Source organism: Paramagnetospirillum marisnigri, assembly GCF_001650715.1.
Classification (GTDB): domain Bacteria; phylum Pseudomonadota; class Alphaproteobacteria; order Rhodospirillales; family Magnetospirillaceae; genus Phaeospirillum; species Phaeospirillum marisnigri.
On the sequence record NZ_LWQT01000131.1, the window covers coordinates 82,959 to 107,581 of the forward strand.

Here is a 24,623-nt window from a genome sequence, read left to right on the forward strand (position 1 = left end):
ATATCCATATGCCTCGAGGCTTGATTGAAGGTGGAACGTCCCGTGCCCCCCGACCAATTGGTTGAACGCATCCTTCGGCGCGAGCTGCTGAGTTGCGCCCCCGATACGCCCATCCTTGAAGCCGCCACCATCATGGCGGAGAAGCGCTGCTCGTCCATCGTGATCGTCGCCGACGGCCGCCCGATGGGCATCTGGACCGAGCGCGACGCCCTGGCGGTGGACCTGGGCAGCCCCGACGCGTTTACGAAGCCGATTGCGTCGGTCATGAGCACCCCCATCAAGACCATTTCCGGCACGACCACCCTGGGCGACGCCGGTATGCGATTCCAGTTGGAAGGGGTCCGGCATTTCGTGGTGGTGGACGATGCCGGTGTCGCCATCGGTATCGTCAGCCAGAGCGATGTCATCCTGCGCCATGGTGTCGAGCACTTCCTGGTGCTGCGCACCGTGCGCTCGGCCATCAACCGGCCCATGGTCACCATTCCCGCCGATACCGACCTCAGGAACGCCATCGCCCAACTGCGCTCCGCCAGGACCGACGCCGCCGTGGTCCTGGGCGCGGATTCCGACAGCCACGGCATCGTCACCGAGCGCGATGTGTTGCGCCTGATCGCCGGTCGCAAGGGCATTCCCGCCACGGTCGGGTCCATCGCCTCGCGGCCGCTGATCTCGGTGCGCCACGACGATTCGCTGCTGGGTACCCGCAATCTGCTGGAAGAAAAGGGCATCCGGCATGTGGGCGTGGTGGATGACGCCGGCCAGTTGCTGGGGCTGCTGTCGTTCTCCGACATCCTGTCGACCTTGCAATATGAATATGTCCATCGCCTGGACGAGGCGCTGCGCGAACGCGACGAGGCGCTGCTGCGCTCGCGCAAGGACCTCAACCTCGCCCACAAGGTGATCGAGGCCTCGCTGGACGGAATCATGATCCTGGATTCCCACAACCGGGTGGAATTCGTCAATCCGGCCTTCACCCACATGACCGGCTACGCCCCGGAAGAGATCATCGGCAAGACGCCGTCGATCCTGAAGTCCGGGCGCCATGACGATGCCTTCTACACCCATATGTACCAGACCCTGGACAAGCAGGATTACTGGCAGGGCGAGATATGGAACCGCCGCAAGAACGGCGAGATCTATCCGGAATGGCTGACCATCAACGTCATCCGCGACGAGGACGGTTCGGTCAGCCAGTACGCCGCCATCTTCAGCGACATCACCGAGCGCAAGAAGACCGAGGAGCGGATCAAGAACCTGGCCTATTTCGACGTCCTCACCGGGCTGCCCAACCGGCGCCTGTTCCTGGACCGTCTGCAGCTGGCCATCGCCAATGCCCATCGCCACGGCCATTTGATGGCGATCATGTTCCTCGACCTGGACCTGTTCAAGCGCATCAACGATTCCCTGGGCCACGGGGTCGGCGATCAGGTGCTGGTGGAGACCGCCGCCCGGTTGTCCCATTCGGTGCGGGAAGGCGATACGGTGGCGCGCCTCGGCGGCGACGAGTTCACCATCCTGCTGCCCGAGATCGAGCATCTGGAGGATGCCGCCAAGCTGGCCGAACGCGTCATCGGCCAGGTCAAGCAGCCCTTCATCATCGACGATCACGAACTCTACATCACCACCTCCATCGGCATCGGCGTCTATCCCGAGGACGGCGAAACGGTGGAGACCCTGATCAAGAACGCCGATACCGCCATGTACCGGGCCAAGGATCTGGGGCGCAACAGCTACCAGATGTATACGCCCGCCATGAACGCGCGCTCGTTCGAGCGCCTGACCATGGAGGCCAGCCTGCGCCACGCGGTGACGCGGGGCGAGTTCAAGCTGGTCTATCAGGTCAAGGTGGACATGGACACCGGCCGCATGTCCGGCGTCGAGGCGCTGGTGCGCTGGAACCATCCCGAGATGGGGCTGGTGTCGCCCGCCGTGTTCATTCCCCTGGCCGAGGACATGGGCGTCATTTCCGATATCGGCGAATGGGTGCTGCGCGAGGCCTGCAAGCAGTGCAAGCACTGGCACGACCTCGGCCTGCCGCCGGTGCGCATCGCCGTCAACGTCTCGGCACTGCAGTTCCGCGAGACCAAGGTTCCCGACGTGGTGGCGCGCGCGCTGCGCGACACCGGCCTGCCGCCCCATTTCCTGGAACTGGAACTGACCGAGACCGTGCTGATGCAGCGGGTGGACGAGGTGGTGGTGGTGCTGAAGGAACTGCGCGCCATGGGCGTGCGCATCTCCATCGACGATTTCGGTACCGGCTATTCCTCGCTCAGCTATCTGAAGCGCATGCCCATCGACGCGCTGAAGGTGGATCGCTCCTTCGTCAACGACATCTTCGATGAAGAGGACAAGGTCACCGAGGAAGGCGCCGAGATCGTCTCGACCATCATCAGCCTGGCCCACAATCTCAAGCTCAAGGCCATCGCCGAGGGTGTGGAGACACCGGCCCAGGCGGCCTTCCTGCAGTCCAAGGGCTGCGACGAGGTCCAGGGCTTCCTCATCAGCCGCCCGGTCTCGGGCGAGGATCTGATCAGCCTGTTCGATCGCGACCTGCTGCCCGAGGCCCAGGAATAGGGCGGGGCTATTCCGCCGGGACGGGGCGTTCGGCGGGCAGCCGCGATGCCACCACCGCCACCACCGCCGCCGAGGCCGCCAGCAGGATGAACAGCGCCTCGAAGCCGCCGGTGGCGCCGCGTATCACCGAGACCAGCGGCACCCCCAGGCCGGAGACGCCGAAGGACAGCACGAATTTCAGCCCGAAGGCGGTGCCCCGCCACTTGGCCGGGGTATAGCGGGCCAGCAGCATGTTCTCGGCCGGTATGGCCGCCATGTTGAAACTGACCGCCAGCACCGCCACCGCCACCAGCCCCAGGCCCGAGGCATGGGCCACCGCCAGCAGCAACGGCACTTGCACCGCCGCCACCACCATATAGATGCGCTTGGGGCTGATCCGGTCGGCCAGATGCCCGGCCAGGACCTGGGTCAACCCGGCCAGCAGGTAGACCACGGTGACGCCGCCCGCCGCCGCCCAGATGCCCGTGTCGCTCAGCCGCTCGGCGAAGACCTTGGGCAGGGCGGGCTGGGTCGCCTGATAGATCAGGCCGGCGCACAGCATGGTGATCGACAGCACGATACCGGCGCGGATGGTGTCATCCTTGCTGGCCACCGGCTCGGGGCGGCGGTCGGCCTTGGTCTCCACCACCACGCCCAGGCGCAGCATCACCAGGAACAGCAGTCCGGTGGCGAACACCACCACGCCGGGAACCACGAAGGCGGCCCGCCAGCCCGAGACCTCGATCAGTCCACCCGCCACCAGACCGGCCAAAGCGGGGCCGATGCCGCCGAACACTCCGTTCAGGCCGATGGCCTTGCCCTTGTCCTCGGCGTTGCGGATCAGCCAGGCAATGCCAACCGGGTGGTAGATGGAGCCGAACAGGCCCATCAGGCCCAGGGCGCAAGCCAGCATCCATGGCCCCTGGGCGAAGCCGACTCCCACCGCCGCCGCGCCCAGGCCGAGAAAAAAGACGCTCATCATGCCCACCGTGCTCCAGCGGTCGCCCAGCCAGCCCGCCAGCGGCGCCATCAGGCCGTACAGCAGCTTGCCTGCCACGATCAGCGCCAGAACCTCCTCGTAGGTCAGGCCCATCTCGGCGGGCAAGACCAGGGCGCAAATGAAGAAGATGGGCTCGAAGATATGGGCATAGGCATGGCCCGCGCAGGAGAAGGCCAGGGATGCCTGTGCGGAACGATGGGAAATAGCGGAGGCGGGCATGGGCATGGAACCGGCAGGGAGGTGGTCGGAGCACAATGACGGCATCGCCGTGAATTTTGCAACGCGGCAGTAGGCTGGAATACCGTGCGGCCTTGCATCGCAAAGGGCTTTCAACGACATTGGCATGGTTTCATGATCCTTCAATGCACTCGAACGGCCTATCCGCATGAGCACGTCATCGGTTCTCATCATCAGTGTCGCTGCCGGCATCATCCTGGTGGTGGGCGGCGGTCTGATGATGTACATGGCCGGACTGGTCAAGAACGCCTACGAGCTGAAGGTCCAGATCAACGCCGATATCGAGGAAAAGCTCGGCAAGATGGCCGAGGACCTCGACAAGAAGAGCCGCTGGATCAAGCGCGACCTGCTGGAGGAGATCGAGAAGATCAAGTCGGCCCTGGAGGTCGACAACGCCCGGAAATTCGAGGGGCTGGGCGAGCCGCTGATCAAGCGCATCGACGAGTTGGACCAGATCGTGCGCAAGGAACGCGACGAATGGGTCAAGGCCATCGAGAGCGACCGGGAAAACATCACCAAGCTTGACGGCAAGATCGGTTCCTTGCGCCGCGATCTCAAGCAGTTGGAACAGAATGGCGGGGTTGCCGCCGCCGTGGATGCCGCCGCCGCCGCCTTGGCGGGGGGCAGCGTGGCACCGACCGAGGCCGCCGCCGACCCGACGCTGCTGGCGGCTGCCACCGCCCGGCCGCCCGCCGCTGTCGCTGCCCCGGTTTCCGCTTCCGCTCCGGCCAAGTCGGCGGCGGATCCCAAAAGCATGCCGGGCTTTTTGCCAGATCTTGGCACGAAGAAACGCACATGACCGTTGTCCTGGGGCAATCACTGAAGCGTCAATTGGCGTGGCGGCTTGGACTGGGCGGGGTGATCATCGCCGTCGTGCTGGGGGGGCTGGTCTACTGGCACGAGATCGAGCGGATCGAGGAGGATTTCGTCGACGAGGCGGTGGCCCAGGCGGCCAGCCTGTCGTCCCTGCTTCCGCCACGGCTGGACACCGCCACCTCCCCCCAGGCGCAGCACGCCCTCAAGGCCTTCCTGGCCGAGCACGCGACGGCGTGGAACCATTTCATCGGCGCCGAAATCTATGGTCTTGACCATGCTCCGCTGGCCGAGGCCCTTGCCCCTGGCGCCACCGAGGTGGAACAGGCCATCGACCGATCCCGGCATGTCTTCCCGTCTCCGGGGGAAAGCTGGTACTTCGCCCATCGGCTCAATGGCAAGGTCTATCTCCAGGTCGTGACCGGACTGACAGGGCCGGACGGCATCGCGCCGCTGGGTTATTTCGAGGGTATCTATCACATCGCTCCCAAGCGCATCGCCGAGGCACGCCATGCCGGGCTGCGCAGCACGATCCTGGTGATGCTGGCGGTGTTGGCGGCCTCTGGCCTGCTCTATCCCGTCATTCTTCAGCTCAATCGCAAACTGGTGCATGGGGCTCGGGCATTGCTGGCGGCCAATGTGGGCGCCATCGAGATGCTGGGTAATGCCATCGCCAAGCGCGACAGCGACACCAACAGCCACAATTACCGGGTCACCCTTTATGCCCTGAAGCTGGCCCAGGCGGTGGGACTGCCGAGGCCGGTGATCCGCAGCCTGATCAAGGGGGCTTTCCTGCATGACGTGGGCAAGCTGGCCATTCCCGATTCCATCTTGCTCAAGCCGGGCAAGCTGGATGACGTGGAATTCGAGATCATGAAGACCCATGTGGCCCACGGACTCGATATCGTGCGGCGGTTCGAATGGCTGCATGACGCCGCCGACGTGGTCGGCCACCACCACGAGAAGTTCGATGGCAGTGGCTATGACCATGGCCTGGCGGGCGAGGCGATTCCCGTCACCGCCCGAGTATTCGCCATCGCCGACGTGTTCGACGCCCTGACCTCGCGCCGTCCCTATAAGGAGCCGCTGTCGGTCTCCCTGGCCACCGCCATCATGGCCGCCGGGCGGGGCAGCCATTTCGACCCCGCCTTGCTGGACCCGTTCTTCGCCATGGCCGAGGACCTGTACCGGGAATACGGCGGCCGCGAGGATATCGGCCTCGACCACACCCTAAGGCATCTGGCGGTCCATTATTTCGAGGACTCGCTGGAGGGGTGATGTTGCCGATTCTGGCACGCCTGATCGGGACGAAGGTCGTCGGGATGACACATCACGTCGAGCCAGCGCCGGTCTGAGCCCCCTCCACCAGGGCCGCCATGTCGGCATGGCCGTCGCGGCGCAGCCCCTCGGCCACGCCCTGGCGGTCGGCGATGTTGCGGTTCTGGCTCAGCTTCCACTTGCCCTCCAGTCTGGCGATGGTCATCTCGAAGCCGACGATGCCCCCCAACTGGGCGGCGATAAAATCGGCGGGGGCATCCTCCACCGCCCAGGGCGGGGACCGGCCCCGCTCGTGACGGGCGGTGAGGCCCGCGACCACCGCGCGCAGCCGGTCGGCGTCGTCGAACACCGTCACCGGGCCGCTGGCATGGACCGCCACATAGTTCCAGGTGGGCACTACCTTGCCGGTTTCGGCCTTGGTGGCGTACCAGGACGGAGACACATAGGCGTCGGGGCCGGGGAAGATCACCAGCGCGCTTGCCGCTTGCGCCAGTGCCCGCCACTGGGGGATTGGCGCGGGCCAGATGGCCGGTCAGGCTGCCGTGCTCGCCCCTGGTCCGGTCCAGCAACAGCGGCAGATGAGTGGCCTCCATGCCGTCCTCGCCCGCGGTGACCAAGATGGCCAGACCGGCGGCTTCCATGGCGTCGTGCAGGATTGGCAGGTCGTCTTGCCTGAAGTGGCTGGGGAGATACATGGGGGCCTCCGATTCCGACAGGGTTGCCTTGGCCGGTCGACTTCCTTAAAAAGACCCGTCCGCAAACACAAGGGGAATGCTCATGCGCGCCGAAATCGAGGCGCTGGCCTCCGACATTCAGCGCTCCGTCGCGCTTCTGAAGCGTCATCTCGACTGGGATGCCGCGCAGATGCGCCTGGACGAGCTGAACGCGGCCGCCGAGAACCCGGACCTGTGGAACGACGCCGCCGAGGCGCAGAAGATCATGCGCGAACGCACCGAGCTGGATACCTCCATCTCCGGGGTGCGTGGCGCCGAGCGCGACCTCTCCGACCTGCTGGAACTGATCGAGCTGGGCGAGGCCGAGGGCGACCAGTCGGTGGTGGACGACGCCGAAAGCCAGATTCGCACCCTCAAGGACCGCATGGCCAAGATGGAGCTGGAGACCTTGCTGTCCGGCGAGGCCGACCACAACGACTGCTACCTGGAAATCAATGCCGGGGCGGGCGGCACCGAATCCCAGGACTGGGCCCAGATGCTGCTGCGCATGTATACCCGCTGGGCCGAGCAGCACGGCTACAAGGTGGAATGGCTGGAACAGAGCGAGGGCGAGCAGGCGGGCATCAAGTCGGCGACCGTGCGCATCCTCGGCCACAACGCCTATGGCTGGCTGAAGACCGAAAGCGGCGTCCACCGCCTGGTGCGCATTTCGCCCTATGACAGCGCCGCGCGCCGGCACACCAGTTTTTCCTCGGCCTGGGTCTATCCGGTGATCGACGACACCATCGACATCCAGATCAATGAAAGCGACTGCCGCATCGACACCTATCGCGCCTCCGGCGCCGGTGGCCAGCACATCAACAAGACCGATTCGGCGGTGCGCATCACCCATATTCCCACCGGCATCGTCGCCGCCTGCCAGATGGAACGCTCGCAGCACCAGAACCGGGCCCGGGCCTGGGACATGCTGCGCGCCCGCATGTACGAGGCCGAGCTGCAAAAGCGCGAGGCCGCCGCCCAGGCGCTGGAAGACCAGAAGACCGATATCGGCTGGGGCCACCAGATCCGATCCTACGTGCTGCAGCCCTACCAGATGGTCAAGGACCTGCGCACCAATGTGGAAACCTCGGATACCCAGGGCGTGCTGGACGGCGACCTGGATCGCTTCATGGCGGCATCCCTGGCCAGCCGCATCAAGGGCGAGGTCGCCGACTGAGGCCGCCGGCCTTTTTCCCCGCTTGTTCATTTGCATTTCGCCGGAAGCGACCTATACCTTACGGTGGTTGCACACTCTCGTCATGAAGGACGGACATGAAGCGGATAGTCTTCACGGCATTGGTCGCCCTCATCCTGGCGGTCGCGGGCATGGGCGATGCGCTGGCCAAGGCCGGCAGCGGCTCCAAGTCAAGCGGCGGCAGCTTTGGCTCCAAGGGCTCGCGCACCCATGACGCCCCCATGGAACGCAGCCTGACGCCCCCCACCATGGGCACCCTGGGCGCGCCCTCGGGCGTGCAGCGCCCGGCCGGGCCGCCGCCCGCGCCCTCGACGGCGCCCCGCCCCGGCAATGTGGATGCCGCGCCGCTGGCGCCGCAGTCGCAGCTTGGCCGTCCCGGCATGGCCGGAGCCGCCATGGCCCCCGCCGCCCAGCCCGGTTTCTTCCAGCGCAACCCCTTCATGGCCGGTCTGGCCGGTGGCCTGGTGGGCGCCGGTATCGGCGGCATGATCTTCGGCCATTCCCCGGCCCTGGCGGCGGCGGGCGAGTCCGCCCCCGGCGCCGGCATGCTGGGCCTGCTGCTGCAGCTGTTGCTGATCGGCGGCCTGGTCTATCTGGCGGTGCGGCTGTTCCGCAGTCGCTCGCAGGCGGCGGGTCCGGCCGTGGGCAATCCCTATATGCGAGCGGCTCCGGATCAGCATGTGGAACCGGCGCTGACCGGCTATGCGCCGCAGCCCCAAGCCCAGCTTCAGCCCCGCATCGAGCAGGAATTCCAGCCCAGCGCCGATGACCAGCAGGCCTTCACCGAAATCCTGCAAGGCGTTCAGAAGGCGTGGAGCGATGGCGATCTGGCGGGCCTGCGCCGCTGGGCTACCCCCGAAGTGGTGTCGTTCCTGTCCGAGGATATGAGCCGCAACGCCAGCGAGGGCCTGATCAACAAGGTGGAGCAGGTGGCCTTGCTCAAGGGCGATGTCAGCCAGAGCTGGAGCGAGAACGGCTTCGACTACCTGACCGCCGTGCTGACCTTCCAGTGCATCGACACCATGGTGCGCATGGATAACGGCCAGGTGGTGGGCGGCAGCCCCTCCGTGCCGGTGCAGCATACCGAGGCCTGGACCTTCGTGCGCTCGGCCCAGGGCGGCCGCTGGCTGCTGTCGGCGGTGGAACAGGTCTGATCCCGCATTACCGGGAAACGATCACGGCCCGCGGCGTTTCGTCGCGGGCCGTCTCTTTTGCGTGCGGGCGCGAAGGGCGGCGTCGAAGGCGGCGCGGCCCCAGCGGCACAGCTCCTCGGGCTCGTCCATCACATCGGCCGGGACCTCCCAATAGGGCATGGTCATGGGTTTGTGCTCCCACGGCTTGAACGGCGCCGAGCCCGCTTCCTCGAACATGGGACGGTTGTGGTCGTCGGCCTTGAGATACAGGGTCTCGAAGGCGATCAGGGCGAACATCCGCCCGTCGAGGTAAATGCCGAAGCCGCCGAACATGGACTTGGCCACCACCGGCCCCAACGGTGACAGCAGATCGCAGACATGGTCGGCCAGTTCGCGGGTCATTCAGCCACGCTCCCGCCAGCCGCGCGGATCACGGCTTGAATGGAAGCAGGCCAGAACATGGATGACATCGGGGTGAATCAGAAAAAACAGCCCATAGGGAAAGTGCCGCAGCAAAGCGCGTCTTATCCCCCTATGGAGCACGGGAAATTGCCGAGAATTGCTTTTCATGCGTCCGACGATATGGTCGATTTCGGCGACGAAGGCTTCACCCAATCCCGCGCGGCGGGCTTCGTACCACGCTGCGGCTTCGGCAATTTCGACCCTGGCGGCGGGGCCGAACACGACCTCGGGCATCAGGTCAGGCGCTTGGAAAGGTCCGCGCGGAAGGCCTCCCACGGCACGGCCTGGGCAAGGTCCTGTTCGACGCTTTCGAGCCTTCGGTCCAGTTCCGCCTGTTGTGCCGGGGTGACCGGAACAGCCGGTGACTCAAGGCTTTCCCACAATTCTCCGATCAGGGCTAACCGCTGCTCAGCGCTGAGGTGTTCGAAGGCGAGGGTGGGCATGGGCGTATCCGATGGCTGTTGAGCCTCACCGTGACAGCATGACAATGCCGCGTGGGTTTGTCGAGCCACCCCGATCTCCCGGAAATGGGATTGGTGGAAAGACGGTGGTCTGGAGCATCGCTCCAGGCGGGCATGGGCGGCAGCCCATTCGCGGAAGCGAATAGGTCGCCGCCCGAAACCTCAATGCGCGAACTCCGCAAAAAAGTCGTTGCCCTTGTCGTCGACCACGATGAAGGCGGGGAAATCGACGACCTCGATGCGCCAAATGGCTTCCATGCCCAGTTCGGGGTATTCGATGACCTCGACCTTCTTGATGCAGTCCTGGGCGAGGCGGGCGGCGGCGCCGCCGATGGAGCCCAGATAGAAGCCGCCATGCTTCTTGCAGGCGTCGGTGACGGCCTTGGAGCGGTTGCCCTTGGCGATCATCACCATGGAGCCACCCGCCGCCTGGAACTGCTCCACATAGGAGTCCATGCGTCCGGCGGTGGTGGGGCCGAACGAGCCCGAGGCGAAGTTGGAGGGTGTCTTGGCCGGACCGGCGTAGTAGACGCCCATCTGCTTGAAGTATTCGGGCAGGCCCTCGCCCCGGTCCAGGCGTTCCTTCAGCTTGGCATGGGCGATGTCGCGGGCCACGATCATGGGGCCGCTGAGCGAGACGCGGGTCTTGATCGGGTATTGCGACAGGGTCTTCCTGATCTGGTCCATGGGCTGGTTGAGGTCGATCTTGACCACCTCGCCCGCCAGCTTGGACGGATCGATATCGGGCAGATACTTGGCCGGGTCCTTCTCCATGGCTTCCACATAGACGCCGTCCTTGGTGATCTTGCCCAGGATCTGGCGGTCGGCGGAACACGACACGCCGATGGCCACCGGGCACGAGGCGCCGTGGCGGGGCAGGCGGATGACGCGGACGTCATGGCAGAAATACTTGCCGCCGAACTGGGCGCCGATGCCCATGTCCTGGGTCATCTTGAGCACCACCTGCTCCAGTTCCACGTCGCGGAAGGCCTGGCCGTATTTGTTGCCCGAGGTGGGCAAGCTGTCGAGATAGCGGGCCGAGGCCAGCTTCACCGTCTTCAGCGCCATCTCGGCCGACAGGCCGCCGATGACGATGGCTAGGTGATAGGGCGGGCAGGCCGAGGTGCCCAGCGTCCTGATCTGGGCATCAAGGAACTTCAACAGGGCGGTGGGGTTCAGCAGGGCCTTGGTCTGCTGGTACAAGAAGGTCTTGTTGGCCGAGCCGCCGCCCTTGGCCATGAACATGAACTTGTAGGCGTCGCCCTCGGTGGCATAGAGGTCGATCTGGGCCGGCAGGTTGGTGCCGGTGTTGACCTCTTCGTACATGTCCAGGGGGGCGGTCTGGGAATAGCGCAGATTGAGGTCGGTATAGGCCTGCTGCACGCCCTTGGAGATGGCGGCCTCGTCATTGCCGCCGGTCCAGACCTGCTGGCCCTTCTTGCCCATGACGATGGCGGTGCCGGTATCCTGGCACATGGGCAGCACGCCGCCGGACGCGATGCAGGCGTTCTTCAGCAGGTCATAGGCGACGAAGCGGTCGTTGGGCGAGGCCTCGGCGTCGTCGAGGATATTGCGCAACTGCTGGAGATGGCCGGGACGCAGCAGGTGCGAGGTGTCCTTGATGGCCTCGACGGTCAGGCGCGTGATGGCCTCGGGCTCCACCGTCACCACCGTCTTGCCGCCCAGCGACGCGGTGCCGATCCCATCGCTGGTGATCTTGCGATAGGGGGTGTCGTCATGCGACAGCGGGAAGATCTCGTGGAAGGTGAAATCGGTCATGGCAGGCGGCCTCGACGCAAGGGGGATGGGTGGTGCCGTCCCACCCGTTCGAGGGTGGCCGACGGCTCCTGGTCAAACACCTTTTTCGGGGGCGCGTCAAGGGTGGAAGGGGCGAAGCCGCTACTTCTTGCGGAACTTGTCCAGCGCCACCACCTTGCCGTTGTCGCCGCCGCCATCCCTGGGCGGCTCGGTGGGTTCGGGCGGGGTCAGGGCTTCCATTCCCGGGTCTTCGTCGATCTCGTCCTCGTCGAAGGGGACCGCCTGGAACTGCAGCCCGAACTTGGCGGAAGGGTCGGCGAAGCCGGTGACGGCGGCAAAGGGGATGATCAGGCGTTCGGACTTGCCCGAGAAGGACAAGGTGACGCCGAAGCCCTCGTCTTCCACGTTCAGATCCCAGAACTGGTGCTGCAGCACGATGGTCATCTCGTCGGGATGACGCGCCGTCAGGTGGTCGGGAATGGCGACACCGGGGAAATGGGTGCGGAAGGTCACATAGAAGTGATGGTCGCCGGGAAGTCCGTGCAGGGCGGCGAAGTCCAACGCGTCGCGGACCACGCTGCGCAGGGCCTCTTCCACCATCTTGTCGTATCGCAGTTCTTCCACCGGCATTTGGCCCAATCCATCCCATGGCAAAATAAGTGGGGGGCTTCTGTTGCCCGGTGCCCCCCGGACCGCGCTTACGGGTTAAGCCGCAGCGGCAAGTTCAACGTTGTCGTTGGCACTTGTTAGGGTTGACCCGATAACGGTGGTATCATGCCGAACGCAAACCATGCCTTTACTGCGCACGTCGATCCTGTTTCGCCCCCAGGGATTCCGGTCGCGATGACCGGAAAGAAGTCTGGTGGAGGCGCCGGGTACCGCCCCCGGGTCCGTAACGTCTATTCCACACGGCGTTTAGCGTCATAGCCGGTTGCCCGGCCCGACCAATATAAGGGCGCGTTTCGGGAAGCGCCAGCCTTGTCATGACTCGCGGATGCGAGTCCTGCTAGACTGCCGCGGTGCAACCAAGGAATCGGAGACACGGTGAGGCAGTATCTCGACCTGCTGGAGCGCATCCGGCGCGACGGCGTCTTCAAGGCGGACCGGACCGGCACCGGCACCACCAGCGTGTTCGGCCACCAGATGCGCTTCGACCTGTCCCAGGGCTTCCCCCTGGTGACCACCAAGAAGCTCCACACCCGCTCCATCTTCGTCGAGCTGCTGTGGTTCCTGCGCGGCGACACCAATATCGCCTGGCTGAAGGACAACAAGGTTTCCATCTGGGACGAATGGGCCGATGCCAACGGCGATCTGGGGCCGGTCTACGGCAAGCAGTGGCGGTCCTGGGCGGCGCCCGATGGGCGCGTCATCGACCAGATGTCGCAACTGGTGGACTCGATCCGGAAAAATCCGGATTCGCGGCGCCTGATCGTCTCGGCCTGGAATCCGGCCGACGTGGACAGCATGGCGCTGCCGCCCTGCCACTGCCTGTTCCAGTTCTACGTGGCGGAGGGCAGGCTGTCCTGCCAGCTTTACCAGCGCTCGGCCGACGTGTTCCTGGGGGTGCCATTCAATATCGCCTCCTACGCCCTGCTGACCCATATGATCGCCCAGGTGACGGGGTTGCGGGTGGGCGACTTCGTCCACACCTTTGGTGATGCCCACCTTTATTCCAATCACATGGAGCAGGCCGAATTGCAGTTGTCGCGCCAGCCGCTCGACCTGCCCCGGCTGGTGCTGAACCCGGCGGTCACGGACCTGTTCGCCTTCACCATGGATGACATCACGGTCGAGGGCTACCAGTCCCATCCCCATATCGCCGCGCCGGTGGCGGTATGACTCTTCCGGTCGCTCTCATCGTCGCCGTCGCCGCCAATGGGGTGATCGGCAAGGACAACGCCCTGCCCTGGCATATCCCCGAGGACCTGAAATGGTTCAAGCGCAACACAATGGGCAAGCCGGTGATCATGGGGCGCAAGACCTGGGACTCCATCGGGCGGCCGCTGCCGGGGCGCGCCAATATCGTGGTGACCCGCCAGGAGGGCTGGACCGCCGAGGGTGCCCATGCCGCCGCCTCGCTGTCGGCGGCGCTGGCTCTGGCGGCCGAGCTGGCGCCCGAGGCCCCGGAACTGATGGTGATCGGCGGGGCCGCGCTGTTCGCCGAGGTGCTGCCCCGTTGCCGCCGCATCTATCTGACCGAGGTGCGGCGCGCCTATGACGGCGACGTCCATTTCCCCCATTTCGACCGTACCGGCTGGCGGGAGGTGTCGCGGGACCGCCAGGAGGGCGACCCCGTCCGTAACCTTCCGGATTGCGATTTCATCGTACTTGAACGGGTGACATGATGCGCCGACTGGGTCGATTTCTGCTGGTTGTCCTCGCCCTGGTGGGCGTCTTGTCGCTGTCGGCGGTGGGGCTGGGCGTCTGGCTGGCGCTGCAGGTCTCGCCGCGAACCGAGCACGACCTGCCCGACAAGGCGCTGCTGACCCTGGACCTGGAAGCCCGCTTCAAGGCCCAAGCCGATGGTGATCCCCTGGCGGCGCTGTCGGGGGAGAAGTCCTACGAACTGCGCCAGGTGCTCGATGCCCTGGACCGCGCGGCCAAGGACGACCGGGTGGTGGGGCTGTTCGCCAGTCTGGGCCATGCCGGCTTGGGTCTGGGCGAGGTGCAGGAACTGCGTGACGCCGTCACCCGCTTTCGCGCCAGCGGCAAGCCCGCCACCCTGTTCGCCGAAACCCTGGGCGAGGGCGGCGGCGGCACCCAGGACGTCTATCTTGCCTCCGCCTTTGGCGAGGTCTGGCTGCAGCCCTCGGGCGAGGTGGGGTTGACCGGCCTGATGGCGGAAAGCCCGTTCCTCAAGGGCACTTTCGAGCTGCTGGGGGTCAAGCCGCAATTCTTCGGCCGTCATGAATTCAAGTCGGCCATCGACATGTTCACCGAGACCGGCTTCAGCCCGGCCCACCGGGAAAATCTGGGGCGGCTGCTGGATTCCCTTCACGAGCAATTGGTGGCGGGCATCGCCTCGGGCCGCAAATTGGCGCCCGACGTGGTGGCCGGTTTGGTGGGCAAGGGGCCGTTCCTGCCCGCCGAGGCCAAGGCCGCCGGGCTGGTGGATTACATCGGCTATCGCGACGAGGCCCTGGCGCCGCTGCTGGACGGGACGGCCGAGGAGCTGGACTTGGCCGACTACGCCGCCCATCTGGTCGAGGCCAAGGGCACCAAGGTGGCGCTGATCCAGGGTGTCGGCGCCATCCATCGCGGCGAGTCCCGCCACGGTTTTGATTCCGAGCCCGATTTCGGGGCGCGCACCATCGCCGAGGCGCTGCGCGAGGCCGCCGAGGACGACTCGGTCAAGGCCATCCTGTTCCGCGTCGACAGCCCCGGCGGCTCCTATACCGCCTCGGATACCGTCTGGCGCGAGGTCAAGCGCGCCCGCGAGGCGGGCAAGCCGGTGGTGGTGTCCATGGGCAATATGGCGGCTTCGGGCGGCTATTTCGTCGCCATGGCCGCCGACCGCATCGTCGCCCAGCCGGGAACCGTCACCGGTTCCATCGGCGTCTTCACCGGCAAGCTGGTGCTGGAGGAGTTCTGGAAGAAGATCGGCGTATCCTGGGACGAGATGCACCGGGGCGACAACGCCGCCATCTGGAGCGCCAACCGGCCGTTCACGCCCGAGGCCAAGGCCCGTATCGACGCGTTGCTGGATCATATCTATGCCGATTTCACCGGCAAGGCCGCCGCCGGTCGCGGCCTGTCGGCGGAGAAGATGGATCAGGTGGCGCGCGGCCGCATCTGGACCGGCGCCGATGCCCGGACCCTGGGGCTGGTGGACGGGCTCGGCGGCTGGTTCGAGGCCAAGGCGGCGGTGCGCGAGGTGGCGGGCCTGAAGCCGGATGAGGGGCTGCGGCTGGTGGAGTATCCCCGGCCGCGCAAGGTCTGGGAATTGCTGGCCGAGGCCATGGCCGGGGGCACGGTGGCCGAGCGGCGCCACCTCGCCCAATTGTCGCGTGCCGTCACCGCGCTGGAGCCCGTGCTGGCGCCGCTGGCCCAGCTTCAGGGCCAGGCGCCCTTGCGCCTGCCCCCCGGCGCGACGCCATGAACGGCGATGTCCGCTCGGTGGTGGTGACCGGCGCCAGCCGGGGCATCGGCCATGCCATCGCCCGGCGCTTCCTGGCCGAGGGCTGGCGGGTCATCACCTGCGCCCGGGCCGACGTGCCCAAGGAATGCATGCTCGACCGCAACTGGGCGCGCCATTTCGTGGCCGATCTGGGCGATCCGGCGGGAGCGGAAGGCTTCGTCGCCGAGGCCATGGCGTTTCTCGGCGCTGATCCGCTGCACGCCCTGATCAACAACGCGGGCGTCAGTCCCAAGACCCCCTATCGCGAGCGGCTCGGCGTTCTGAACGGCCCCATCGACGGCTGGAAGGACGTGTTCGAGCTGAACTTCTACGCGCCGCTGCGCCTGGCGCGCGGCTTCGCCTCGGCGCTGCATCGCGGCCGGGGCGCCATCGTCAACATCACCTCCATCGCGGGCCACTACGTCCATCCCTTCGCGGGTTCGGCCTATTCCACCTCCAAGGCGGCGCTGTCGGGCCTGACCCGCGAGATGGCGGCCGAGATGGCCCAGTTGGGGGTGCGGGTCAACGCGGTGGCGCCCGGCGAAATCCGTACCGAGATGATCTCGGCGGAATACGAGGCGCTGGTGCCGCGTATCCCGCTGGAACGCATGGGCACGCCCGAGGATGTGGCGGGGACGGTGTTCCGGCTGTGCGGCCCCGATTTCGCCTATGTGACCGGCACCGAGGTGTTCGTCACCGGCGGCCAGCAGCTTTATTAGGTATAGGGCTGCCGATTTCGAAGAAAATCGTCCGAAGCCGCTTGACTCATCCCCAACCTGACCCTAGATGGTTAGCACTCGTCGCCGGAGAGTGCTAACGGCGCCCCGGCCGAATCAAAACGTCTTACGGAGGTTGTTCCCGATGAAGTTCAGACCGCTCCATGATCGCGTGCTGGTGAAGCGCCTCGACGCGGAAGAAAAGACCGCTGGCGGCATCATCATCCCCGATACCGCCAAGGAAAAGCCCATGCAGGGCGAAGTGGTGGCCGTCGGTTCCGGCACCCGCGGCGACGACGGCAAGCTGGTCGCGCTGGACGTCAAGGCCGGTGACCGCGTCCTGTTCGGCAAGTGGTCCGGCACCGAGGTCAAGATCGACGGCGAAGAGCTGTTGATCATGAAGGAATCCGACATTCTCGGCATTCTCGCCTAACCCAATTCGCAAAATAGAGGTTTAGACACATGGCTGCCAAGGAAGTCAAATTCTCCACCGATGCCCGCACCCGCATGCTGCGCGGCGTCGACATCCTCGCCGACGCGGTGAAGGTCACCCTGGGCCCCAAGGGCCGCAACGTGGTGATCGAGAAGTCGTTCGGCGCCCCCCGCATCACCAAGGACGGCGTCACCGTCGCCAAGGAGATCGAGCTGGCCGACAAGTTCGAGAACATGGGCGCCCAGATGGTGCGCGAAGTGGCCTCGAAGACCGCCGATCTGGCGGGTGACGGCACCACCACCGCCACCGTGCTGGCCCAGGCCATCGTCCGCGAGGGCGTCAAGGCCGTGGCCGCCGGCCTCAACCCCATGGACCTGAAGCGCGGCGTCGATCTGGCCGTGGCTGCCGTGGTCGCCGACGTCAAGTCGCGGTCGCGCAAGGTCTCCACCAATGCCGAGATCGCCCAGGTCGGCACCATCTCCGCCAATGGCGAGAAGGAAATCGGCGACATGATCGCCAAGGCCATGGAAAAGGTCGGCAACGAGGGTGTCATCACCGTCGAGGAAGCCAAGGGCCTGGACACCGAGCTGGACGTGGTCGAGGGCATGCAGTTCGACCGTGGCTACACCAGCCCGTATTTCGTCACCAATGCCGAGAAGATGACCGTCGAGCTGGATAACCCCTATATCCTGCTGCACGAGAAGAAGCTGTCCGGCCTGCAGCCGCTGCTGCCGGTGCTGGAGCAGGTGGTGCAGTCCGGCCGTCCGCTGGTGATCATCGCCGAGGATATCGAGGGCGAGGCCCTGGCCACCCTGGTGGTCAACAAGCTGCGCGGCGGCCTGAAGGTCGCGGCCGTGAAGGCTCCGGGCTTCGGCGACCGTCGCAAGGCCATGCTGGAGGATATCGCCATTCTGACCGGCGGCCAGGTCATCTCCGAAGACCTGGGCATCAAGCTGGAAAGCGTCTCCCTGGACATGCTGGGCACCTCCAAGCGCATCAGCATCACCAAGGAAGACACCACCATCGTCGACGGTTCGGGCAAGAAGGGCGACATCGAGTCGCGCTGCAAGCAGATCCGCGCCCAGATCGAGGAGACCACCTCGGACTACGACCGCGAGAAGCTGCAGGAGCGTCTGGCCAAGCTGGCCGGTGGCGTCGCGGTGATCAAGGTCGGCGGCGGTTCCGAGATCGAGGTGAAGGAGCGCAAGGATCGCGTCGATGACGCCCTGCACGCTACCCGCGCCGCGGTCGAGGAAGGCATCGTCCCCGGTGGCGGCGTCGCCCTGCTGCACGCCGTCAAGGCCCTGGAAGGCCTGAAGAGTGGCAATGCCGACCAGGAAGTGGGCATCGGCATCGTGCGCCGCGCCCTGCAGGCTCCCGTGCGTCAGATCGCCGAGAACGCCGGTCACGACGGCGCCGTGGTTGCTGGCAAGATCGGCGAGTCCAAGGACCTGTCCTTCGGCTTCGACGCCCAGACCGGCGTCTACACCGACATGATCAAGGCCGGCATCATCGATCCGACCAAGGTGGTTCGCACCGCCCTGCAGGACGCCGCTTCGGTGGCTGGCCTGCTGATCACCACCGAAGCCATGATCGCCGAGCGTCCCAAGAAGGATGCCGGTGGCATGCCCGGCGGCGACATGGGCGGCATGGGCGGCATGGGCGGCATGGGCGGCATGGACTTCTAAGTCCAGCCTTCCGGCCAACCGGCCCAACGGTATCGGAACCCCTCTCCCGCAAGGGAGGGGGGTTTTCGTTTTTGGGGAATGCGACGGGGGCCTATTTCCTGACGCTATTGTCCACGACCCGGCCCTTGATCCGGCGCTTCTCGAAATTCTTCAAGATCAGATAGGTGGCCCAACCCACCAGCAGCAGGCTGATGGTGAAGGCGGAATAGGAGATGGGCCAGGGGATGCCCTGGGTCATCATGGAGAATTCCGACATGCCGCCGACGCCCGCCAGCACGTTCAGGGGCATGAACACCACGCTGACCACGGTCAGCTGGGTGACGCGGCGGTTCTGGTTGACGTTGATGAAGCCGATGGTGGCGTCCATCAGGAAGTTGATCTTTTCGAACAGGAAGGTGGTGTGGCTGTTGAGGGAATCGATGTCGCGCAGGATTTCCTTGGCGTCCTCGGTCTGGGACGGCGACAGGAAGCGGCCACGGATCAGGAAGGACACCGCCCGCTGGGTATCGAGCATGTTGCCGCGGATCAGACCGTTCAGATCCTCTTCCTCGGCGATATCGGACAGGATGCGCGAGGCGTCGGTATCGCTCAGCGACTCGCCCAGCACCTCCTGGCCGACCCGGCGCAGGGTGGAATAGGTGTCTTCCAACTGGTCGGCGGAATATTCCACGTCGGCGCCATAGAGGTCGAGCAGCATGTCCTTGCAGTCGAAGGCCTTGCTGGGCTGGTTGCGGGCGCGCAGCCGTTGCAGCCGGAACACCGGCAGTTCCTCGTTGCGCACCGTGAACAGGATCTTGTCGTGGATGATGAAGGCCACCGGCACGCTGCGGGCCTTGTCCTCGCGGGCCAGCAGGAAGTTGGAATGCAGGTGGACCTCGTCGCTTTCCTCCTCGTAGAACCGGGCGCTGACCTCCAGGTCGGTGAGTTCCTCGGGATTGGGCAGTTCCAGGCCATAATGCCGGGCGATCCAGCCGCGCTCGGACCGGGTGGCGTCCAGGATGTCGATCCATAGCGGCTGCAGACCATCGAAGTCCGCCCGCGATTCCAGGTCGAGGATGCGGATGCGACCGTCCACCACCACATAGGCGGCGACCTGACCCTGGCGGAACTCCGGCACCCGGGCACCGGCCAGCTGGCCGCCCAGCACGCTTGATATTTCCCACAACACGTCGTTGATCCGGTCGGGAGGGAGCAACGGCCACAGCCGCTGGGCATCTTCCACCGGCACGGCTTCCAGGATGCGGCCGATCTCGGTGGCGGACTGGCGGGCCAGAACCGAATGCAGTTCGGCGATATGCTGCTTGTGGGTGATGCCTTCCACCAGTTCATGCTGCCGCGATGCCTGGCTGCGGACCATGGCCTCGACGATCTTCTGCTTGCCCAGCAGCTCCAGAACGGTTTGCAGCGACATAGGGATATCCACTTTGGAAGGGCGACGGCGGCGGCATGGTAGTCCAATCGCGTCCGGACGAGAACGTCGAAAGTCGGGGGGCGGGAATCACCCCTTGCGCACTGTGTTAACGCTCGTTAGGTTAATCACACTATCGCCTCGTAATTTGCGGGAGCATTACAGTGCTGGATGGTCGTCGCGTCCTTCTGATTATTTCCGGCGGGATCGCCGCCTATAAATCGCTGGAGCTGATCCGCCGGCTGAAGGATCGGGGCTGCGCCGTGCGCTGCATCCTGACCAAGGGCGGCGCGAATTTCGTCACGCCGCTGGCGGTGGCGGCCCTGTCGGGTGACAAGGTCTACCAGGACACCTTCGACCTGAAGGACGAGTCCGAGATGGGCCATATCCGCCTGTCGCGCGAGGCCGATCTGGTGGTGGTGGCGCCCGCCACCGCCAATCTGCTGGCCAAGATGGCGGCGGGCATCGCCGATGATCTGGCCTCGACCGCGCTTCTCGCCACCGACAAGCCGGTGCTGGTGGCGCCCGCCATGAACACCCTGATGTGGGAGCATCCCGCCACCCGCGCCAATATGGCGACCCTGGAAGGGCGCGGTGTCGCCCGCATCGGCCCCAATGCCGGCGACCTAGCCTGCGGCGAGGTCGGCGGCGGCCGCATGGCCGAACCCGCCGAGATTTTGGCCGCCATCGAGACCAGCCTGTCGGACGGCCCCTTGAAGGGGGTCCGGGCGGTGGTGACCTCGGGGCCGACCCACGAGGCCATCGACCCGGTGCGCTATATCGCCAACCATTCCTCGGGCAAGCAGGGCCATGCCATCGCCGCCGCCCTGGCCCGGCTGGGAGCCGAGGTCACCCTGGTCAGCGGTCCAGTCCACATCCCTGATCCAGCCGGAGTGCGGGTGGTGCGGGTGGACAGCGCGGTGGAGATGCTGAACGGTGTGCGCGCGGCCCTTCCCGCCGATGTGGTGGTCTGCGCGGCGGCCGTGGCCGATTGGACCGTGGCCAACCGGGCGACGGAGAAGCGCAAGAAGAAGGTGGGGGCGCCGCCGCCGGTGATCGAGCTGGCCCCCAATCCCGACATCCTGATGACGGTGTCCAAGGCGGAAGGGGGCTTGCGGCCGAGGCTGGTGGTGGGCTTCGCCGCCGAGACCGAGGCGCTGCTGGACAATGCCAGGGACAAGCTGGCCCGCAAGGGCTGCGACTGGATCGTGGCCAACGACGTGTCGGAAGGCAGCGGCACCTTCGGTGGCGATGCCAATCTGGTGCATGTGATCGACGCGGATGGCATCGATAGCTGGCCGCGCATGGGCAAGGACGCGGTGGCGGCCCGGCTGGCCGAACGCATCGCCAATGTTTTGAGGGGGCTTTGATCCCATGGTTTCCGTTATTCTGAAGCGGCTGGATCATGCCGCCGACCTGCCCGTGCCCGCCTATGAGACGGCGCATGCGGCGGGCATGGACCTGATGGCCTGCATCCCCGCCGATATGGAAATCGCGCCGGGCGAGCGGGTGCTGGTGCCCACTGGCTTCGCCATCGCCCTGCCGGACGGGTTCGAGGCGCAGGTGCGGCCGCGCTCGGGGCTGGCGGCCAAGCACGGCGTCACCGTGCTGAACGCGCCCGGCACCATCGACGCCGATTATCGCGGCGAGATCGGCGTCATCCTGATCAATCATGGTTCGGTCGGATTCATGGTGTCGCGGGGCATGCGCGTCGCCCAACTGGTGGTGGCGCCGGTATCGCGGGTGGAGTGGGATTTGGCCGAGGCCCTGCCGGAAACGGCCAGGGGGGCGGGTGGTTTCGGTTCCACGGGAACGGGACGAAAGGGGTAGGGGGATGCTTCGACCTTCCAAGAAGATGCTGTTCGCCATCGAGGCGGTGCTGGACATCGCCTATCACGCGGGCGGCGAGCCGGTGCAAAGCCGCGAGATCACCCGGCGCCAGGGCATTCCCCGGCGCTATCTGGAGCAGACCCTGCAGCAACTGGTCCGTGCCGGGGTCCTGGTGGGCGTGCGCGGCCCCCGGGGCGGCTACCGCCTGGCCCGCGAACGCCGCCGCATCTCGGTGGGCGAGATCGTCCGGGTGGTGCGCGCCCTGGAAACCGCCGAGGACCCCTATCAGGACATGCCCGCCTCGGAACTGGGCAAGCATGTGATCCGGCCCATGTGGGGCGATCTGTCCGAGGCGATCATGACCCAGCTGGACGGCATCACCGTCGACGACCTGTGTATGCGCGCCTACAAGGGTGGCATTCCCAGCGAGGCGCACCAGAAGTTGGACTTCATCATCTAACCATGTTAATCTGTAAATCAGATATGATTTACGAAAATTTTGTGGGGAATTGACGATGGCCACGGAAACCCAGACCTCTGCCGCCTTTCGGGGCAAGATTTACGACAGCATCATCGATACCATTGGCGCCACGCCGCTGGTCCGCTTTGGTCGCCTCGCGGCCGAGGCCGGGGCCAAGGCCGACATCGTCGGCAAGCTGGAATTCTTCAACCCGCTGGCCTCGGTGAAGGACCGCATCGGCTTCGCCATGATCCAGGCGGCGGAAGCCTCGGGCCAGTTGAAGCCGGGCGGCACCATCATCGAGCCGACCTCGGGCAATACCGGCATCGCGCTGGCCTTCGTCGCCGCCGCGCGCGGCTACAAGCTGATCCTGTGCATGCCCGAAAGCATGTCGCTGGAGCGGCGCAAGATGCTGCAACTGCTGGGCGCCGAGATCGTGCTGACCCCCGCCTCCAAGGGCATGACCGGCGCCGTGCGCCAGGCCGAGGAACTGGTGGCCGCCACGCCCGGCTCCATCATGCCGCAGCAGTTCAAGAACGCCGCCAACCCGGCCATCCACGAGAAGACCACCGCCGAGGAAATCTGGAACGATACCGCGGGCAAGGTGGATATCGTGGTGTCGGGCGTCGGCACCGGCGGCACCATTTCCGGCATCGGCCGGGTGCTGAAGGCGAGGAAGCCCAGTCTCAGGATGGTGGCGGTGGAGCCCGAGGACAGCCCTGTGCTGTCGGGCGGCGCTCCCGGCCCCCACAAGATCCAGGGAATCGGCGCCGGTTTCGTGCCCGACATCCTGGACCGCTCGGTGGTCGACGAAATCCTGCAGATCGGCAATGAAACCGCGCTGTCCACCGCGCGCAAGGCGGCCAAGCTGGAAGGCGTGCCGGTGGGCATCTCCTCGGGTGCGGCCATCGCGGCGGCGCTGGAACTGGGGACGCGGCCCGAGAACGCGGGCAAGCTGATCGTCGCCATCATCCCCAGCTTCGCCGAACGCTACCTGTCGACCGCCCTGTTCGATCAGGTGTAGTGGCGCCCTGCCGTATTCCAGTATGATCGTCATGGCCGGGCTTGACCCGGCCATCCATGGACCCCCGGATCAAGTCCGGGGGTGACGATTCAGGCAGGACAGAGTTCATGGATTTCACCGAGGAGCAGATACATCGCTATGCCCGGCACATCATCCTGCCGGAAGTGGGCGGTATCGGTCAGGAAAAGCTGCTGAACTCCTCGGCCCTGGTGATCGGAGCGGGCGGACTGGGCTCGCCGGTCATTCTCTATCTGGCGGCGGCCGGGGTCGGCACCATCGGCGTCGTCGACGACGATGACGTGGAGCTGTCCAACCTGCAGCGCCAGATCATCCATGCCACCTCGCGCATCGGCATGGCCAAGGTGGAGTCGGCGGCCCGCAGCGTCGCCGACATCAATCCCGACGTAAAACTGGTGCCGATCCGCCAGCGCCTCGACAAGGACAACGCCCGGGCCATCTTCCGCGACTTCCAGGTGGTGGCCGACGGCTCCGACAATTTTCCCACCCGTTTCCTGGTCAACGACGCGGCGCGGCTGGAGGGCAAGACCCTGGTCTCGGCCGCCATCCTGCGCTTCGATGGGCAGTTGGCCACCTACAAGCCCGGCGGACCGTGCTATCGCTGCATCTACCGCGAGCCGCCGCCGGAAGGCCATGTTCCCACCTGTTCCAGCGCGGGCGTGCTGGGCGCCATCGCCGGGACCATGGGCGCCATGCAGGCCACCGAAGTGCTGAAGGAACTGCTGGGGATCGGCGACAGCCTGGCGGGCAAGCTGGTGATCTATGACGCGCTGTCGGTGACCTTCCGGAGCGTGCGGGTGCCGCGCGATCCCGGCTGTCCCCTGTGCGGCGATCATCCCAGCATCACCGACCTGTCCGGGCATGGGAGCACCGCCAATGTCTGCGGCTGACAAGACCTCGCCCGCCAAGCTCTCCATCGTGGTGTTCTCGGGCGATTTCGACCGTATCCATTATGCCCTGGTGATGGCGGCGGCGGCGGTGGCCTCCAACACGCCGGTGACGCTGTTCTTCACCATGTGGGCCGGTCGCGCCCTGGAGGCGCCCTCAACCGATGGCGTTGCGGCCTGGCGTCGCCTCAAATGCTCGGATGGACGCCTGGCGGGCGAGATGGACGACGACATCAAGGCCAAGGGCGTCGGCAGTTTCGAGGAACTGCTGGAGGCCTGCGTCGCCCTGGGCGTCACAGTCATGGTCTGCGAGATGGGGCTGAAGGCGCTCGGCATGGACCCCGACGGCCTGCGTCCCGACGTGCCGGTGGCCAAGGGCGGCGTCGTCACCTTCCTGGCCGACGCGTCCAGGGATGGGGCCATGCTGTTCGTGTGAAGC

Annotated in this window: 25 protein-coding genes, 1 other RNA gene and 1 pseudogene; 17 read left to right on the forward strand and 10 right to left on the reverse strand. The window is 65.9% G+C overall.

The annotated features are described in order from the left end of the window. Nucleotides 1–42: 42 nt before the first annotated feature. Entirely contained in the window at nucleotides 43–2,574 is a 2,532-nt protein-coding gene (locus A6A04_RS21045) for an EAL domain-containing protein (protein WP_156612731.1), read from the forward strand. Between the two features lie 7 nt (nucleotides 2,575–2,581). Here A6A04_RS21045 and A6A04_RS21050 read toward each other — a convergent pair whose 3' ends face one another. After that, entirely contained in the window at nucleotides 2,582–3,772 is a 1,191-nt protein-coding gene (locus A6A04_RS21050; protein WP_082915128.1) for an MFS transporter, read from the reverse strand. A 166-nt stretch (nucleotides 3,773–3,938) separates the two neighbouring features. Between A6A04_RS21050 and A6A04_RS21055 the strand changes: the two genes are divergently transcribed. Then, nucleotides 3,939–4,589 (forward strand): hypothetical protein, encoded by a 651-nt coding sequence (locus A6A04_RS21055; protein ID WP_068495984.1) that lies wholly within the window; start codon nucleotides 3,939–3,941, stop codon nucleotides 4,587–4,589. Continuing rightward, on the forward strand, nucleotides 4,586–5,881 hold the full coding sequence (locus A6A04_RS21060; RefSeq protein ID WP_068495985.1) for an HD-GYP domain-containing protein: 1,296 nt from the start codon (nucleotides 4,586–4,588) through the stop codon (nucleotides 5,879–5,881). Before A6A04_RS21055 ends, A6A04_RS21060 begins: the two co-directional genes overlap by 4 nt. A 52-nt stretch (nucleotides 5,882–5,933) precedes the next feature. Here the strand turns inward: A6A04_RS21060 and A6A04_RS23330 are convergent, their stop codons facing one another. Further along, nucleotides 5,934–6,350 carry an FMN-binding negative transcriptional regulator gene (locus tag A6A04_RS23330; RefSeq protein WP_245651335.1) on the reverse strand — a complete coding sequence of 139 codons (417 nt, stop codon included), beginning with the start codon at nucleotides 6,348–6,350 and terminating at the stop codon, nucleotides 5,934–5,936. Nucleotides 6,351–6,438: 88 nt separating this feature from the next. Further along, nucleotides 6,439–6,576: pseudogene (locus A6A04_RS23555) on the reverse strand (FMN-binding negative transcriptional regulator); the annotation flags it as partial. 82 nt (nucleotides 6,577–6,658) lie between these two features. Here A6A04_RS23555 and prfB point away from each other — a divergent pair. Together prfB and A6A04_RS21075 are read left to right on the forward strand one after the other, a co-directional pair. Further along, a complete protein-coding gene (gene prfB, locus A6A04_RS21070; protein WP_068495986.1) occupies nucleotides 6,659–7,771 on the forward strand; it encodes a peptide chain release factor 2 in 1,113 nt (370 codons plus the stop codon). A gap of 95 nt (nucleotides 7,772–7,866) precedes the next feature. After that, nucleotides 7,867–8,943 (forward strand): Tim44 domain-containing protein, encoded by a 1,077-nt coding sequence (locus A6A04_RS21075; protein WP_068495987.1) that lies wholly within the window; start codon nucleotides 7,867–7,869, stop codon nucleotides 8,941–8,943. A gap of 21 nt (nucleotides 8,944–8,964) precedes the next feature. On the opposite strand, the gene A6A04_RS21080 is transcribed toward A6A04_RS21075, so the two are convergent. The 6 genes from A6A04_RS21080 to ssrA all read right to left on the reverse strand — a co-directional run bounded on the left by A6A04_RS21080 (nucleotide 8,965) and on the right by ssrA (nucleotide 12,582). Then, complete coding sequence (locus tag A6A04_RS21080) at nucleotides 8,965–9,324, reverse strand: TfoX/Sxy family protein (protein ID WP_068495988.1); 360 nt, start codon at nucleotides 9,322–9,324, stop codon at nucleotides 8,965–8,967. Further along, the gene (locus A6A04_RS21085) at nucleotides 9,325–9,618 is read right to left on the reverse strand and encodes a type II toxin-antitoxin system RelE/ParE family toxin (protein WP_068495989.1); all 294 of its coding nucleotides are present in this window, start codon (nucleotides 9,616–9,618) and stop codon (nucleotides 9,325–9,327) included. It abuts the gene before it with no gap. Further along, nucleotides 9,618–9,827, reverse strand: a complete 210-nt coding sequence (locus A6A04_RS21090) for an addiction module protein (protein WP_068495990.1) — start codon at nucleotides 9,825–9,827, stop codon at nucleotides 9,618–9,620. The genes A6A04_RS21085 and A6A04_RS21090 overlap by 1 nt, the downstream gene beginning before the upstream one ends. A 180-nt stretch (nucleotides 9,828–10,007) precedes the next feature. Next, the gene (locus A6A04_RS21095; RefSeq protein ID WP_068495991.1) at nucleotides 10,008–11,624 is read right to left on the reverse strand and encodes a fumarate hydratase; all 1,617 of its coding nucleotides are present in this window, start codon (nucleotides 11,622–11,624) and stop codon (nucleotides 10,008–10,010) included. 120 nt (nucleotides 11,625–11,744) lie between these two features. Further along, the gene (locus tag A6A04_RS21100) at nucleotides 11,745–12,233 is read right to left on the reverse strand and encodes an SspB family protein (protein ID WP_068495992.1); all 489 of its coding nucleotides are present in this window, start codon (nucleotides 12,231–12,233) and stop codon (nucleotides 11,745–11,747) included. A gap of 28 nt (nucleotides 12,234–12,261) precedes the next feature. After that, nucleotides 12,262–12,582: a transfer-messenger RNA gene (ssrA, locus tag A6A04_RS21105) on the reverse strand. A 65-nt stretch (nucleotides 12,583–12,647) separates the two neighbouring features. Here ssrA and A6A04_RS21110 point away from each other — a divergent pair. The 6 genes from A6A04_RS21110 (at nucleotide 12,648) to groL (ending at nucleotide 18,557) form a co-directional block, all read left to right on the forward strand. Further along, nucleotides 12,648–13,442, forward strand: coding sequence for a thymidylate synthase (locus tag A6A04_RS21110; protein WP_068495993.1), 795 nt, complete (start codon nucleotides 12,648–12,650; stop codon nucleotides 13,440–13,442). Further along, nucleotides 13,439–13,948: a dihydrofolate reductase gene (locus A6A04_RS21115; RefSeq protein WP_068495994.1), complete on the forward strand. Its 510-nt coding sequence runs from the start codon at nucleotides 13,439–13,441 to the stop codon at nucleotides 13,946–13,948. Before A6A04_RS21110 ends, A6A04_RS21115 begins: the two co-directional genes overlap by 4 nt. Continuing rightward, nucleotides 13,945–15,702, forward strand: a complete 1,758-nt coding sequence (gene sppA, locus A6A04_RS21120; protein ID WP_245651336.1) for a signal peptide peptidase SppA — start codon at nucleotides 13,945–13,947, stop codon at nucleotides 15,700–15,702. Before A6A04_RS21115 ends, sppA begins: the two co-directional genes overlap by 4 nt. Continuing rightward, nucleotides 15,699–16,439 (forward strand): SDR family NAD(P)-dependent oxidoreductase, encoded by a 741-nt coding sequence (locus A6A04_RS21125; RefSeq protein WP_068495995.1) that lies wholly within the window; start codon nucleotides 15,699–15,701, stop codon nucleotides 16,437–16,439. The genes sppA and A6A04_RS21125 overlap by 4 nt, the downstream gene beginning before the upstream one ends. Nucleotides 16,440–16,581: 142 nt before the next feature. After that, complete coding sequence (gene groES, locus A6A04_RS21130; protein WP_068495996.1) at nucleotides 16,582–16,869, forward strand: co-chaperone GroES; 288 nt, start codon at nucleotides 16,582–16,584, stop codon at nucleotides 16,867–16,869. Nucleotides 16,870–16,898: 29 nt separating this feature from the next. Further along, complete coding sequence (groL, locus tag A6A04_RS21135; RefSeq protein ID WP_068495997.1) at nucleotides 16,899–18,557, forward strand: chaperonin GroEL; 1,659 nt, start codon at nucleotides 16,899–16,901, stop codon at nucleotides 18,555–18,557. A gap of 91 nt (nucleotides 18,558–18,648) precedes the next feature. Here the strand turns inward: groL and A6A04_RS21140 are convergent, their stop codons facing one another. Beyond that, nucleotides 18,649–19,968 carry a magnesium and cobalt transport protein CorA gene (locus tag A6A04_RS21140; RefSeq protein ID WP_068495998.1) on the reverse strand — a complete coding sequence of 440 codons (1,320 nt, stop codon included), beginning with the start codon at nucleotides 19,966–19,968 and terminating at the stop codon, nucleotides 18,649–18,651. Between the two features lie 161 nt (nucleotides 19,969–20,129). On the opposite strand from A6A04_RS21140, the gene coaBC reads away from it, so the two are divergent. From coaBC to A6A04_RS21170, 6 genes are all read left to right on the forward strand, one after another. Beyond that, on the forward strand, nucleotides 20,130–21,335 hold the full coding sequence (gene coaBC, locus A6A04_RS21145; RefSeq protein ID WP_068495999.1) for a bifunctional phosphopantothenoylcysteine decarboxylase/phosphopantothenate--cysteine ligase CoaBC: 1,206 nt from the start codon (nucleotides 20,130–20,132) through the stop codon (nucleotides 21,333–21,335). 4 nt (nucleotides 21,336–21,339) lie between these two features. Next, a complete protein-coding gene (dut, locus tag A6A04_RS21150; protein WP_068496000.1) occupies nucleotides 21,340–21,795 on the forward strand; it encodes a dUTP diphosphatase in 456 nt (151 codons plus the stop codon). Nucleotides 21,796–21,799: 4 nt separating this feature from the next. Further along, complete coding sequence (locus A6A04_RS21155; RefSeq protein ID WP_068496001.1) at nucleotides 21,800–22,255, forward strand: RrF2 family transcriptional regulator; 456 nt, start codon at nucleotides 21,800–21,802, stop codon at nucleotides 22,253–22,255. 55 nt (nucleotides 22,256–22,310) lie between these two features. After that, a complete protein-coding gene (gene cysK, locus A6A04_RS21160) occupies nucleotides 22,311–23,279 on the forward strand; it encodes a cysteine synthase A (protein WP_068496002.1) in 969 nt (322 codons plus the stop codon). A 107-nt stretch (nucleotides 23,280–23,386) separates the two neighbouring features. Continuing rightward, entirely contained in the window at nucleotides 23,387–24,187 is an 801-nt protein-coding gene (locus A6A04_RS21165; RefSeq protein WP_068496003.1) for a HesA/MoeB/ThiF family protein, read from the forward strand. Continuing rightward, nucleotides 24,174–24,620 carry a DsrE/DsrF/DrsH-like family protein gene (locus tag A6A04_RS21170; RefSeq protein WP_068496004.1) on the forward strand — a complete coding sequence of 149 codons (447 nt, stop codon included), beginning with the start codon at nucleotides 24,174–24,176 and terminating at the stop codon, nucleotides 24,618–24,620. Before A6A04_RS21165 ends, A6A04_RS21170 begins: the two co-directional genes overlap by 14 nt. Nucleotides 24,621–24,623: the final 3 nt, after the last annotated feature.

Coding starts and splice junctions, on each gene's coding strand:
- A6A04_RS21050 (WP_082915128.1), bottom strand. CDS start 3,772: ATGCCCGCCTCCGCTATTTCCCATCGTTCCGCACAGGCATCCCTGGCC.
- A6A04_RS21055 (WP_068495984.1), top strand. CDS start 3,939: ATGAGCACGTCATCGGTTCTCATCATCAGTGTCGCTGCCGGCATCATC.
- A6A04_RS21060 (WP_068495985.1), top strand. CDS start 4,586: ATGACCGTTGTCCTGGGGCAATCACTGAAGCGTCAATTGGCGTGGCGG.
- prfB (WP_068495986.1), top strand. CDS start 6,659: ATGCGCGCCGAAATCGAGGCGCTGGCCTCCGACATTCAGCGCTCCGTC.
- A6A04_RS21075 (WP_068495987.1), top strand. CDS start 7,867: ATGAAGCGGATAGTCTTCACGGCATTGGTCGCCCTCATCCTGGCGGTC.
- A6A04_RS21080 (WP_068495988.1), bottom strand. CDS start 9,324: ATGACCCGCGAACTGGCCGACCATGTCTGCGATCTGCTGTCACCGTTG.
- A6A04_RS21085 (WP_068495989.1), bottom strand. CDS start 9,618: ATGCCCGAGGTCGTGTTCGGCCCCGCCGCCAGGGTCGAAATTGCCGAA.
- A6A04_RS21090 (WP_068495990.1), bottom strand. CDS start 9,827: ATGCCCACCCTCGCCTTCGAACACCTCAGCGCTGAGCAGCGGTTAGCC.
- A6A04_RS21095 (WP_068495991.1), bottom strand. CDS start 11,624: ATGACCGATTTCACCTTCCACGAGATCTTCCCGCTGTCGCATGACGAC.
- A6A04_RS21100 (WP_068495992.1), bottom strand. CDS start 12,233: ATGCCGGTGGAAGAACTGCGATACGACAAGATGGTGGAAGAGGCCCTG.
- A6A04_RS21115 (WP_068495994.1), top strand. CDS start 13,439: ATGACTCTTCCGGTCGCTCTCATCGTCGCCGTCGCCGCCAATGGGGTG.
- sppA (WP_245651336.1), top strand. CDS start 13,945: ATGATGCGCCGACTGGGTCGATTTCTGCTGGTTGTCCTCGCCCTGGTG.
- A6A04_RS21125 (WP_068495995.1), top strand. CDS start 15,699: ATGAACGGCGATGTCCGCTCGGTGGTGGTGACCGGCGCCAGCCGGGGC.
- groES (WP_068495996.1), top strand. CDS start 16,582: ATGAAGTTCAGACCGCTCCATGATCGCGTGCTGGTGAAGCGCCTCGAC.
- groL (WP_068495997.1), top strand. CDS start 16,899: ATGGCTGCCAAGGAAGTCAAATTCTCCACCGATGCCCGCACCCGCATG.
- A6A04_RS21140 (WP_068495998.1), bottom strand. CDS start 19,968: ATGTCGCTGCAAACCGTTCTGGAGCTGCTGGGCAAGCAGAAGATCGTC.
- dut (WP_068496000.1), top strand. CDS start 21,340: ATGGTTTCCGTTATTCTGAAGCGGCTGGATCATGCCGCCGACCTGCCC.
- A6A04_RS21155 (WP_068496001.1), top strand. CDS start 21,800: ATGCTTCGACCTTCCAAGAAGATGCTGTTCGCCATCGAGGCGGTGCTG.
- cysK (WP_068496002.1), top strand. CDS start 22,311: ATGGCCACGGAAACCCAGACCTCTGCCGCCTTTCGGGGCAAGATTTAC.
- A6A04_RS21165 (WP_068496003.1), top strand. CDS start 23,387: ATGGATTTCACCGAGGAGCAGATACATCGCTATGCCCGGCACATCATC.
- A6A04_RS21170 (WP_068496004.1), top strand. CDS start 24,174: ATGTCTGCGGCTGACAAGACCTCGCCCGCCAAGCTCTCCATCGTGGTG.